Below are 13,997 nucleotides of genomic sequence, written 5' to 3'. Positions count from 1 at the left end.
TGTCCGCAGATAATGTACAATATCAGATTATTTGCGGACAATTAGTGAATATCTCTACCTTTATTAGCCTATACTTTTGCGAAGAGATTTTCCGATTTTGAACAAGACTGATAAAAGCCTTTTTTTAAATAACCAATTAAATTAATATTTATGAAACAGAAATCTAATCTATTCAAGACATTAGGTATTATGTTGCTCTTTGTGCTATTCGCCACACAAGCTAATGCACAAAACATTACAGTAACAGGTACAGTAAGTGACAATTTAGGTCCTGTGATTGGTGCCTCCATACAAGTGGAAGGAACCAGCAATGGATGTATTACAGACATTGACGGAAATTACACACTTCCCAACGTACCGTCCAATGCGACTCTCGTATTCTCTTATATCGGTTATCAGACCCAAAAAATAGCAGTAGCCGGCAAAACGCATATTAACGTAACGCTAAGTGAAGACAGCCAATTATTACAAGAAGTGGTGGTAGTAGGCTATGGCGTTCAACGTAAAAGCGACTTGACCGGTGCGGTAGCTTCCGTAAAGACAGCCGATGCATTAAAAAGTACCCCGACAGGTAATGTATCCGATGCCTTGCAAGGACGTATGGCCGGTGTATCCGTACTCTCAGGTTCCGGTGACCCCAGCGGCGACAACACCATCCGCGTCCGTGGTATCAACTCCATTACGGCAGAAACAGGACCGCTTGTTGTAATTGACGGATTCATCGGTGGTTCTCTCCAGTCATTGAACCCTGCAGACATCGCCTCCATTGAGGTATTAAAAGACGCTTCAGCAACAGCTGTATACGGTTCACGCGGTGCCAACGGTGTTATCCTGGTAACGACCAAAAATCCTGAAAAGGATAAGCTAACTGTCTCTTTCAACGCATTTGCCAATATTAAAACCGTTGCCAAATACCCCGATAACCTCTCTCCGTACGAATATGCCAACTTGGTAAACGATTACGGTAAAGAATACTTTGGCTATGGTGATAATCATTTTTACAGTCCGGAACAACTCGAAGCATTCAAATCCGGCAAGGCAGGATTTGACTATTCAAGAGAAATTTTCCGCAGCCCGGCAGTTACTCAGAACTATGAACTTTCCATTGCCGGTGGTGGTGAAAAAACAACGTTCTTAGCCTCTCTCCGTTATCAGGACGACCAAGGTATCATTAAAGAATCAGGAAGCCAAATCTACAGCTGGCGTTTAAAGGTAGATACCAAAATCAAGAAATGGCTGAAAGCAGGTTTGAACATATACGGTCACTATCGTGAAACAAGCAAACCCCGTATTACCGAATACGATGGCTTGATACAGCAAAGCATGTACTTTCCAAGTACCATCGAACCTAAAAACGAAGAAGGAGAATATAACAATAGCTTCTTTGATGGTGGCAAGGCATACAATCCTATGGGATACATCTGGGAATCCAGCAACTCTAACAAAACAATCAATAACCGCATACAGGGCTATGTCCAGTTCGATATTCTGGATGGTTTGAGTTTCCGCTCTCAACTAGGCGTGCTTTTTGATAACAGACTGAATACTTCGGTAGAAAACGAAGACAGTTATTATTCCTACAAAAACAGTCTGACTCAAGGACAAGCACGTAGCTATTGGAACACTTCATGGCTGAATACCAATACTTTGAGCTATGTAAAGGAATTCAATGAAAATCACCGTATCAATGCAACTGCCGTATTCGAGCAGTCTTATGACAACAACTACAACCATACCGGTACAGGATATAACTTAGACTATATCGACATGATCGGTGTCAATAATCTGGCATGGTCCGATTCAAACCTCGCAGCCATTGCATCCGACCGTAGCATCAATACCCTTATGTCAGGAATGTTACGTGTCAACTATGTATTCATGAACCGTTACATGCTTACCGCCTCTATCCGTGCCGATGGTTCCTCACGTCTGAAAGATAAATGGAGTTACTTCCCTTCTGCTGCATTGGCATGGGATTTGAAGCAAGAAAATTTCTTGAAGGAGAATAGTTTCATCGACCAACTGAAACTCCGTTTAGGATACGGCTCCGTAGGAAACCAAGCTGTAGAGGCTTATCGTATCTATTCCAAAATGACGCCTGTTACCGTTACTACTCCAAACGGGAGTTCTTCTACCGCCTATAAGATAGACCGACCGGCTGCTCCTTTCCTAAAATGGGAACGCAACGACCAGTTCAATGTCGGAGTTGATTTCGGTATTCTGAACGGTCGCGTACGCTTAACAGCAGACTGGTATAGCAAATTGTCAAAAGATATTTTGCTGGAAGTGGCACGTCCCTCACACATGGGATATACTGCCATCCTTGATAACGCAGGTGAAATCAAGAATACAGGTGTTGAGTTTACAATCAGTGCAGATCCTTTCAGTGATAAAGAATTCAGCTGGCACACAGACCTGACATTATCTCACAACAAAGGTACGTTCAACAAGATTCCGACAGCTAACCACCGCCAACAACAGGCCGGAAACTTCCAAAACCAGATATTCCAAATGATTGAAGGAGAGAAATTAGGTTCATTCTGGGGATACACATTCGCAGGAGTATGGCAGGAGGATGATGTAAATGCTCCATTCATAGATGCCAATGGTCAAACAAACGGCAAAACCAACGGAGAAGTGTACAAAGTAAAACCGGGTAACTCCAAATATGTAGATGTCAACAAAGACGGCGTATACAATGATGCAGACCAAGGCATTATCGGATGCGGACAACCGACATTCAACTGGGGCTGGAACAATACATTCAATTATAAGAACTTTGACTTCTCGTTCTTCGTAGTAGGTTTCCATGGATTTGACATCTACAATGCCACTCACCAAATGGGATATAACCTGATTAAGAGCCAACAAATGGCAGGCGTAACCCCTATGCGCGAGTTGCTGAACCGTTGGACACCGACCAACACCAATACAGATATACCGGGATTCGTGAAAGGCGGAACTGAAAATAAAGACTTCTTCAGCACGCGTTTCGTTGAAAACGGAAGTTTCATCAAGATGAAAAGCATCACATTAGGTTATACTCTTCCTGAAGCAACCTGCCGTTCATTGGGTATCAACAACCTGCGTGTATATGCCTCCGTACAGAATCCGTTCCACATCACCAAATACTCCGGTCTGGACCCGGAAGCTACTATGGGTAGTCCTTTGGTACAAGGTGTTGATTGGGGAGCCTATCCTAACAGCCGCAATTATTTAATCGGTCTGAATTTCTCATTCTAATGAATAACCTATTTAAATAAGAACAACATGAAGAAATTAATATATTTAACAGCAGTTGCCGGAAGTTTATTACTGACGACCTCTTGCGTAGACCTCACACAAGAACCCGAATCCTTTATCACAGAAGAAGAATACTGGAATACGGTAGACCAAGCAAGCCTTGAAAAAGCGGCAGACGCCCTTTACAGCGATTTATGGCAAGGAAATTACGGATTCAACAGCCGTCTGCAACGCATCAATGTATGTGCGGATGATATTACCTACCGTGCAGCCAAGGCCAATAACGAACTGGCTTATTATAGCAGACTGACTCCGAATCTTACAGCTAATGATGCTGACTTCTCAACTACTTGGACCCTGTTCTATAAGGTCATCAGCAGTTCCAACAAAATTATCAAGGGAACTACTATCCCCACCAACGAAAAAGAAGCCAAAGCATTTAAAGAAGTATTGGGCGAAGCCTATTTCATGCGCGGTCTTTCCTATTTCTATCTGACCCGTCTGTATGGCGATGTGCCTTTATTACTGGAAAACGATGAGGCAACCATCACCATGCCGAGAACATCAGTTGCCGAAATATACGATAAAGCGATTATTCCCAGTCTGACTACAGCTACCGAATGGTTACCCAACAAAGGACGTAGCGGCAACAGCACTCCCTCAAAATGGGCCGCAAAAGCATGCTTGGCAGATGCTTATATGACAATGGCAGGATGGCCGTTAAACAAAGGAACCGAATATTACGGTCTGGCAGCAGCCCAAGCCAAAGAAATCATGGACAATAAGGCCCAAGCCGGTCTTGTACTGACAGCCGAATATTCCGATTTATGGAAAGAAGACAAGAAAACAGAAACCAACGAAGTAATGTTTGCCCTGCAGCATAGTGCCAAACATAAGATAGCAAGTAACTACGGTAAATCTTACTATCCGAGCGATTATTCTCCTAATGCAGGATGGGCAGACTATTACGGCAATGAAGATTTCTTCAAGGCGTATCCCAATGATGACCGCAAAGAATGGAACTATATGACAGAATGGAAAATAAAAAGCGGAGAGATTATCCCATATACCGAAAGTGCAGACAAACTTCCCGCCATCTCCAAGTACTATGATTATGACGAAGGAGCCCCCGGTAAAAGTGCACAATCAAACGGTATAACTTGTATTTACCGCTATGCAGAAGTTCTTTTAATGTACGCCGAAGCTTCTACCCGTGCTACAAACTCTGTGAACCAAGATGCCCTGAATGCTATCCAGGAGGTACAGAAACGCGCCGGTTATCAAGACAGGCAAATAGAACTGACCACAACAACCGAACCTACCGCATTCTTAACAGCCGTATCCAACGAACGCGGTTGGGAATTCTTTGCAGAAATGAAACGCTGGTTCGAACTGGTACGTTTGGAAAAAGTAAAAGAGGTGCGTGCTGAAGAATGGGATGCTTCCACTTTCAACACAAATCACCATTACCATTTCCCGGTACCTTATCAACAGGTAGACCTTGCCGGCTGGACCAATAATGCAGGATATTAATATACCACAAAACTTCTAACCTTATTTTTATTATCAATAATCTGATAAACAGACCTTAATCAATTTAACATGTAAAGAGGGAAGGATCGTGAGATTCTTCTCTCTTTTTCTTATAAACAATATACCCGGTATACGAAAAACCTGTATCTTTGTTCACATCCAATTAACGCTATAACATTATCACATTCATGAAAAGATATAAGCTGATACTTTTCTTTAATATTTTCATTCTTCTGACAGCATTTGCGCAAAAAATAGAAAACCTGGTTGAGTTAAAGCAGCAGTCGGAAAACCGTTTGTTTCACCGCCTGGATAAAGCCCCACGCACCCCTGCCTTTGCATCCGAAGGTTATTGGGTATGGGGCAGCTCAATAGTAAAGGGAGATGACGGTAAATATCACATGTTCGTATCCCGGTTTCCCAAGAAATTACCATTTCATCCGGGATGGATGGTCGCGTCTGAAATTGTACATGCTGTGTCCGATATACCGCAAGGACCTTATCGTTTCAGTGATATCGCACTTCCCACACGCGGTGCACAGTATTGGGACGGGCGTGCTACACACAATCCGCGCATATTGAAACAAAACGGTAAATATTATCTCATTTATATGGGATCTACACACCCGTTTGCCGAACCGACATACGCGCAGCTCACTTTAGACAGCCCCTGGTGCACCGTTGCCCGCGCCAATAAGCGCATCGGACTGGCTGTAGCCGATTCTCCATATGGTCCCTGGAAACGTCTGGACGAACCGATACTCAAAACCCAACCGGGTACATTCTATAGTTTCCTTACCTCAAATCCTTCTCCAATCATACAGGAAGACGGTTCAGTTCTCATGATCTTCAAAGGGCGCCATTACACTAACAATTACGAACATTCGGCAATGAGTCTCGGAATAGCCTATGCTCCTGCAATAGAAGGTCCTTACCATGTATTGAACAACAATCAGCCTATCTTTGAAGTAGACGGACAAGGTGAAGCCGAAGACCCTTTCCTATGGAAAGACACCGAAGGCTATCACATCCTATTCAAAGACCATGTAGCCAAATTTACAGGAGAACGGGGCGGTGGTGTTATGGCACACTCTGAAAACGGTATCCAGTGGACAGTAGACAAAGCTCCCAAAGCCTATTCCCGTACCATAGAATGGGAAGACGGAAAAGTGGAGATGCAAGGGCAACTGGAACGCCCCTTTATTTTCTTTGAAAACGGCAAACCTACTTACATTTTCTTTGCCACTATGGATGGTCCCGGCGGATTCGAGAATGCATCACACTCTTGGAATATGGTTATTCCTATAAAAGATAAAGAATAAAAACGTATCTTTGCGGTTATGAACAAGAATTTATTGCCTATCCATTTCGCTCCTCTTCAAGGATATACAGATGCTGCTTACCGACAAGCACATGCTTGTATCTTCGGCGGTATCGACACCTATTATTCTCCTTTTGTACGTGTGGAACACGGTGAAATCCGCCGAAAAGACATACGCGATATAAACCCGGAAAACAATCGGAATATACACCTGATCCCCCAACTGATTGCACCCCAACCAATCATGTTGGAACAGATTGTATCCCTTTTTATCAAGCATAATTATCAGGAAGCAGACATCAATCTGGGGTGTCCTTTCCCCATGCTGGCCAAACGGCATAACGGAGCAGGAATGTTGCCGTATCCCGAAGAAATAAAAGAATTACTGACCGCCGCCACAGAAAAATATCCTCAAATCCGTTTCTCAGTCAAGCTCAGATTAGGCTGGGAAAACGCCAATGAATGCCTTGCACTCCTACCGTTACTGAACACACTTCCCCTATCCCACATCATCCTGCATCCGCGTTTAGGGAAACAGCAATATAAAGGAGAGGTAGATTTAAACGGATTTGAGGCTTTTTATCATGGATGCGATAAACCCTTGTTGTATAATGGAGACCTGCATACAATAGAAGATATACAGACCGTTACCGAACGTTTTCCGAGATTGGCAGGAGTTGTAATAGGGCGCGGTCTGCTTGCCAATCCGGCTTTAGCTTGGGAATACCAGCAAAGCAGAAAGCTGTCTCCTGATGAAATGCTATCCAAAGTAAAACAGCTACATACAGCGATATACAACAGCTATGAAGAACAGTTACAAGGCGGTGAAACACAGTTATTGATGAAAATGAAGAACTTTTGGGAATATCTGCTGCCCAACGGTAACCGTAAAGCTAAAAAAACTATACATAAAACCAGTAAACTAACCAATTACCGGATAGCAGTAAACGATTTGCTATCTTCATACCAATAAGAATAAAAACAGAGAAAGAAAGTGTGTCAAAATGCTTTTCGGTCATTATCGGCCTAACTTCTTCCAAGGATGATTTAATGACAGAAATGAAAGAACATTCTAAGCAAAGTTAATGACAGGATGTAAGATTATCACATTTTAACACACTTTCCGATTTACATATCCGGAATTAAATGCACCTCAGGACGTATTTGAACTACATGATGCAGTTTCATCCACTCATTCAAATAAGCACGATGTTGTAAGAGAATTTGCCGATATTTTTTCTCTATAGCCAAGTTCCTCATTTCTCCGCGGTCATTCAGCATGTCATAAAGCTGCTCACGATACAGCCCTTTATCATACAATACATATTTATAACGCGGAGTACGCAAGGCCCAACCTCGAGCAACTCCTTTATCAAATGTAGTCTCACTGACAATATAAGGCTGGTGTACCTGTTGAGGATCAGCTTTTTCCACCAAAGACCTAAAAGAGACGCCATGTAAACCTCCAGGAAGGGAAATTCCCGCCCAGTCACATACGGAAGCAAAGAAATCGACACCTTCATTAATAAGTTGGGGCATTTCTTTGCCGGCATTCTTCTTTCCGGGAAGGGTAACTATCAAAGGTACATTCACTACTTCTTCATACAAAGCCGATTTCTGGTTCCAATGATGCGCACCCATACCATCACCATGATCGCTTGTAAAGATAACTACCGTATTCTTCCACAAATCCTGTTTATCAATTGCATCGACAATCTTACCAATCTCGGCATCCACCTTTTCCACCAGCCGGAAGTAAAGGCTGCGATAACGCCGCCAATCATCAGGAGAATAATGACGGGTGGGATAAGCCGAATAGTTCAATGTCTGTTCATAATCTATTACATCGGCATCATAAGGATTACGGGCAAAATTTGAAGGAAGTCCGGGCCATTCATCTTGAGGAAGTTCGGGCAAATTGCCAAATGGCAAGTTCTGACTGCGCGCATACTCACAGATATTATGGGGATTATCAAAACCCACTACAAGGAAAAAGGGTTTGGAATGTTTCTGCTCAAGGAAAGCAACAGAAGCTTCAGCCAAGCCATTATCATTATGCGGATGAATGGTAGAAAAGCCGAACTCACCATTGGGCATGGAAGGGGTATGTACATGCCATTTTCCACCATAAGCACACTCATAACCGGCACGTTGCATTAACCAGCCTAAACTGGCAGTACGCAAAGAATCGGCCATAGGAACGTTGTTTCGGGAGAGTCCGACTTCGTGGGAAGTATGTCCCGTAAACATGGATGCCCTGGAAGGACCGCTTAACGGAGCGGAGCAATAAGCATTTTTAAATAAAATACCCGCCTGTGCCAAACGATCCATATTCGGTGTGTGTACATCTGCATTTCCCATACAACTCATGGCAGAAGCCGTCTGCTGGTCGGTTACGATATAAATAATATTAGGCAGCTCCTTTGCCCCCAATAAAGAGGGGGCAAAGGCAGTTGCACAAAACATGATATTCTTTAATTCCGTCATGACAAAAAAGATTTAATCAAAACCTATTTACGCAACAACTCTACATCAAAGCTTGCAGCATCCTTACACGTAAAACGCAACACTGTTTGTTTCTTATCTGCCGAAACAAGTTTGCAATACGGTGTTTCTGCTACTTTCCACCAACCTTTCAATGTAACAGTCACGGGAACTTCTCCACTCTCGTTATCAATCCACGGACGGGAATAGATACTCCGTTCAATCCGTTTTCCATCCTTATCAAAAGCCTCATCACTCGGACCGCGGTACAATGCCAAATCCGGCTGGGAAACAGTCAGTAACAGTTTGCCTCTATCTTCGCGAATCATAACCAGACAGGAAGTATCCGCCTTCTGTAACAGCCCGTCTGCAGGAAGCGTTTGAGGAGTTTCAAACAAAACATAAGAGGTAAGATTATCCGTCAAAGAACGGACTATGTGGGCATTACGATCCTGCTGAAGAACTTTATAGGAAGGCTTCTTCGCAAATGCTTTCAGGGAAGCAGCGTCCGTACGGGGCAATACGGCATATTCATAAGAAGCGCCTCTCGGAGCCTTACCATGTTGCAGCGTCAAGAAAACCCAATCGCCCGAAGTCGGCTTTGTACTTCGTTCACCGACTGTAACCTGCGGGAAATTCTTTTCATATTTCGCACTTCTCATAGAGGATTTGGAAAGATAGTACCCTACCCCATTCGGATCAATATAAGTCTGTCCGTCACTCTTGTAACCATCCCAGTATTTATGATTCTCAGGAGTAATAGCTGCTAATTGGAAAACAGTCGTCTCGGTAGGATACTCTGTATTCGTGTTCTCAATGTCCGTACCCAAACATACTATCGTACCGTCAAAGAAGTGGAAAGACTTACGGGCACGGTGAGAGCCGTTATATTTGTCATGCTCATGCAGCTTCATACCGAAGTTACCATTCAGACGGGCCTGGGACAGCCCACCGGCAAAAGCCTCATCGGAATAAAGCATTTCTTCCATACCTGAGTAAACATCCACATTCAATACCTTGGCGCGCAATTGCTCAAAAGGCAGATGAATACTCGTCACCCCCGGAATGCGATTCCAGTCGAAACCGTTTTCTTGCCAACCACTAGTAGTAAAAGTCACCATTTCATCGGGTTTACCCGTTAATATCTGCATACTGCCATGTGCCAGATAACGACCGTAGAAATTGGCGGGAAGATAGTGTTCGGCAGCCCATAGATAACGGGAATGTCCACGCACTACAGCCGCCCAATTATCCCGACGCTGTACGGAAACACAACCGTAACCCAATGCAAGGTTGCCTTGCGGATCGGGTTCGGGGCGGAATCCCTGTGCTTCAAGCAGTTTCTTCATCTCCAACTCTTGACGAGTGGAAGCCTTCGGAAGATAATCAGGAGCATCTTCATCGGACCTATTGACATAAGCCATCAAACGCAGATAAGCAGCAGCCATGTCGGCATCATATTCCTGCTTACCGTCCGGCGTTCCTGCAATAGCCATAGTAGCATATTGAATGGGAATCAGTTCTCCTTTTCCGTTAGGATGACGACCTGACATGGAAAGAGACCATTGCTTCAAATTACAATAAAACCGCATCGTGAGCAGTACGTTCTTAACAGTGGAATGCGCCAGTTCAGACACCTTGAACTCTGTTCCACTCAATAAATAAATCATATTCGTGGCTCCATCCAACCCACCGACAGCATAGGCGGGATAGTTATTACGATGATGAAAACAAGCTCCATCTTTCTTGAAAGAACCCGACAAGCCTTGAGCCGGACGGCATCCATAATCCAACCAACGCGAGAAAGAACGCAGATATTGCAGCTTTTCCGGAGTATCCTCCATAATCAGGATACTGGCCATACGTCCCTGAGTCTGCGTATTGAAAGAATCTATATCAATGCCGTTTACGGTAGGTTTAGGATAAACCTCGTTAGTGATGGCATACCAGCGCAGCGTGCGTTCGGCTTCATTCAGCTTGCCGGCTTCATTCAGTACTTCCTTCATCAGGAAATAGGCTACATAGAGTCCGCGCATACTGTAACCGTAATGATGGATGTTTCCCCAACAACTGCCGTAAGCCACACCTTGGTCGGTAATATGGCCGTACATGGCAAGGAACTTTTGCTTCAATTCATCCTGCGCAGCAACATCCGCTGCATTGTTATAGGCTATGGCAATACGCTTCATCAGTTTGAAATACTTGTCCATTTCCATACCCAGCTTGGTAAACATATCCTTATCCCAATTCGGTATCATACGTTCGTAAGCTTCCGCCTGACGCACCATGAAGATGGGCAGACCGCTCACTTTCCCGTTTTTGTACGTAATCTTATAGTAGTCATACTGTTTACGTATAGCCGTCATTTCCTTATCTGACAACCTTCCGGGTGTATAGAGCATATCCCTGAAGCGTTTTTCTATTTTCCGCATTTCCTGTTTCTGTGTTTCGCTAACGGCAGTCAAGGGTATATCCGGCTTCCACAAAGAATGTTCGTAAATAACAAGCCAATGATTGGTAGTTCCCTTATTCACAAAAGGAACTTGCACGTCAGCCGTTTGCTGGCGGGCATCCACCTTACTGGCGGGTATAATATGATCTAAATATAACTTCCCTTTTGTATCGGGAGCAATAATACGGATTTCATTCATCCCCTCTTCCGGCGTCCCCACCATATCACGTTCATAGCACACCCATGCTGCACGCCAACCGGTAAAGTTGATTCCAAATGGGAAAGAAGTGCATTTCTTTCCATCTTTTAAAAATTCAAACTCTATTTTCTTATCCTGTGCTTGCTCATTGTACACCCATACAATGAAAGCGGAAAGATAGGTATCTTTTCCGGTAGGGTCTTTCTTCTCGAATTTCAAATCCTTTTTGATAGAAAGCACAGCTCCCGGATTAAAAGTCCAACTCAAGCTATGCAAACCATCTTTATAATGTTCATCACTGATTTCCAAACGGGAATCCGTTCCCGAAATAAATACCGGTATTTGCGGGTCTTCAAAAGAAAGCAGTTTGTCATTCTTCACTACCTGGGCTTCTGCACTTACCGGTAACAAAGTTCCGAGGAGCATCCCTACTCCCATTGTCCATTTACTAAATTGCATCATATTTGTTCATTTAAGGTTACTATACCGTTTACAAAGAAAGTCCTCTTTCAGAAAAAAGAGCGACATAAATCGTACAGAAGAGGTCTAAAAATGTTATAACGCTTTATACAAGATACAGAACAGAACAACTTCGTAAACCAACGCTTTACCCATGAAGAAGTTAAGTGGTGCATAGAACTGCGCCAGCAACATTTGTTATGATTTATAACCACCTAAATCCAATTTTACAACCCGCCGATTATCAACATATATAAATAAGAGTCTATTCAGTCGTACACTGAATCCATTTGAATCGTATACTAAATACGCTTCAGTATACGGTTGAACAGTTTTTTCTTTGTATGATAAGGAGTCTAAGGATGAAGTTCCTCAAAGCTTTTATTCTCCTCCTGCATTGTATGGACAGTCTCTTCCAGCTCCCCGATAGGCAGGTCGAGATTATACCAATCATTATAGCAGTCGGTCACATACCAATTACCGTCTATCAGCTCAAACACAACGCGGAGCGAGGGCTCCGACTCGTCATACCCCGCCTCAAATTCTTTATAGGCAGGTTCATCCCGGGTAAAACGTGAGATGTAAACTCCTCCTTCTTCTTCTGTGATACGTCCTTCTTTCAAGGTTTCACTATCCAGCAACGCCCATTTATCACGGGTAAAAGGAAAAGTCTGCTCTGTCTCGCCGTCATCCTGCAACAATACGATAGGCGATTTCAAAGGAAACTTGATACGTGAATACTGAAATGAAGCACTGGATGTAAACTTATGGAGAAATGACTTGAAATCCTCTCCGGCTGCCAGACTGTTGAAAGTTGAGAGCATAAACGCCATGCACAGACAAACAACAAAATTAATAGCTTTCATAATAGATACGAGTTATTCCGATTTAAAGTGCAAATATACGACAAGCCGGAAATTTACAATGAAAAGCCGGCGGGAATTTACACCTGTTACTTCTTATTCCTCAGATACTCATAACCGAAGCGGCAGCGCAAACAGTCCTTCCTGTCGCAATATTCCTTTTGAAGCTGAAGCAAAGCCTGTGAGTCGACCGCAGTATAAACGGGAAGTCCGGCTCCACTCCACAAACGGGTGACATGATTGTTCTCGGCTTTCAATGCTTCAAGAAAACAAGTGGCACGGTCACAAAGCCGTTCATCTGCTCTGTGCATTCCGTAAGCATACAGAAAAGGGATAACGGTGTTGATAAGAATAAGGTTCAAAGCATTCTCTCCCAAACGCTTTTCTTGATGGGGTGAGCTTTTTTTAAACGTAAAATGTGTCTCCCAATAGGGCGAAGTCCGTGCGGATATTATCTTCTTTATATCTTCCGCAGTTTCGGCCGCCATAACTCGTGAAAACAAAGATTGTTCCTTATGATACAGCCAGGCAAGCTGTGCCAGACGCACATGGGGGAAATTGCCGGGACGCAAACGTAAAAAACGCCACCGGTCACTGCTCACTGGAGCAGATAATTCAAACTTGCGCTGCAAATAATGAAACTCTTTCTGAAGTTCCCGGTAGTAACAATCCTCCTGCCAATCTTCTTCCAAAAGCCCGGCCTGTCCCAAAAAGAACGCCTCTACCTGAAAAAGGCTATCCCGATGCTTGTCTACCGCACGGAAAGGCAGATGACCGGCCCACGCTTCAAAAGCATCGCCATTCAGACCGAAACCAAAATTACGGGCAAGGGTAATAAAGAATACATCTTCCCAATGATTGTTGCAACGCTCCAGACGTGCGGCAATGGCCTGTGCCTTTTGTTCAAAACGCTCTACCTGCAAAGCCGATAACCAGGAATGGACCGTCAGTTTCGGTAAGGAAGCAAGAATAGAATAACAAGGAGGGTATATTTCCGTCTGACGTAATTCGTCATAACGCCGGCGGACATTGTCCGGACAGTGCAACAGTAGCTGGGGAACAATACCGCCGTTGGCATAGTACACCTCGCAATCCGACTCGCCCACCACATGCAGAATAACATTATCGTAAACCGTATCCCGGTTATGTCCGTGACGAAACCAGTCCGAAGCCTGCGTATGCAACTCAACGTTACCCACCCAAAGCGTACCGTTTATTTTCAGTTTTGCGTTAAAGAAATCGGGGCCTGCATCAGTATTCGGCAAACCGGGATCTATCACTTCGACCGGCTGTCCGGAGGTTGTCTGGAGTGGCATTAAAGGAAATATCTTATGCTTCCAAACGTAATGCAGCAATTGTTCCATTGTTAACGCTTCGTTAAAATAAGCCCATTTTTATTTATTTTCCACCATTTTACCTACATACGCAAATCACTGTATTATA

General features: G+C 43.8%; 8 protein-coding genes. 4 read left to right on the top strand and 4 right to left on the bottom strand.

Translation table 11 applies throughout. The features are described from left to right. Positions 1-150 precede the first annotated feature (150 nt). The 4 genes from H8S52_RS04305 (at position 151) to H8S52_RS04290 (ending at position 7,070) form a co-directional block, all read left to right on the top strand. Positions 151-3,243: a TonB-dependent receptor gene (locus tag H8S52_RS04305; RefSeq protein WP_117985560.1), complete on the top strand. Its 3,093-nt coding sequence runs from the start codon at positions 151-153 to the stop codon at positions 3,241-3,243. 27 nt (positions 3,244-3,270) lie between these two features. Next, positions 3,271-4,776 carry a RagB/SusD family nutrient uptake outer membrane protein gene (locus H8S52_RS04300; protein WP_186909359.1) on the top strand — a complete coding sequence of 502 codons (1,506 nt, stop codon included), beginning with the start codon at positions 3,271-3,273 and terminating at the stop codon, positions 4,774-4,776. A 188-nt stretch (positions 4,777-4,964) separates the two neighbouring features. Further along, positions 4,965-6,098: a glycoside hydrolase family protein gene (locus tag H8S52_RS04295; RefSeq protein WP_117985561.1), complete on the top strand. Its 1,134-nt coding sequence runs from the start codon at positions 4,965-4,967 to the stop codon at positions 6,096-6,098. An 18-nt stretch (positions 6,099-6,116) separates the two neighbouring features. Next, a complete protein-coding gene (locus H8S52_RS04290) occupies positions 6,117-7,070 on the top strand; it encodes a tRNA-dihydrouridine synthase family protein (RefSeq protein ID WP_117985562.1) in 954 nt (317 codons plus the stop codon). Between the two features lie 155 nt (positions 7,071-7,225). On the opposite strand, the gene H8S52_RS04285 is transcribed toward H8S52_RS04290, so the two are convergent. From H8S52_RS04285 to H8S52_RS04270, 4 genes are all read right to left on the bottom strand, one after another. Beyond that, positions 7,226-8,584, bottom strand: coding sequence for a sulfatase (locus H8S52_RS04285; protein ID WP_186909358.1), 1,359 nt, complete (start codon positions 8,582-8,584; stop codon positions 7,226-7,228). Positions 8,585-8,607: 23 nt separating this feature from the next. After that, complete coding sequence (locus H8S52_RS04280; protein WP_186909357.1) at positions 8,608-11,694, bottom strand: chondroitinase family polysaccharide lyase; 3,087 nt, start codon at positions 11,692-11,694, stop codon at positions 8,608-8,610. A 353-nt stretch (positions 11,695-12,047) separates the two neighbouring features. Next, the gene (locus H8S52_RS04275) at positions 12,048-12,557 is read right to left on the bottom strand and encodes a DUF4348 domain-containing protein (RefSeq protein ID WP_117954279.1); all 510 of its coding nucleotides are present in this window, start codon (positions 12,555-12,557) and stop codon (positions 12,048-12,050) included. Positions 12,558-12,643: 86 nt separating this feature from the next. Further along, positions 12,644-13,918 carry a DUF2851 family protein gene (locus H8S52_RS04270; protein WP_117954277.1) on the bottom strand — a complete coding sequence of 425 codons (1,275 nt, stop codon included), beginning with the start codon at positions 13,916-13,918 and terminating at the stop codon, positions 12,644-12,646. Positions 13,919-13,997: the final 79 nt, after the last annotated feature.

It is taken from the genome of Bacteroides sp. NSJ-48, assembly GCF_014287405.1.
GTDB lineage: Bacteria > Bacteroidota > Bacteroidia > Bacteroidales > Bacteroidaceae > Bacteroides > Bacteroides stercoris.
The sequence above is the reverse complement of the archived record's forward strand: the minus strand, read 5'-3'. Positions and strand labels throughout refer to the sequence as shown.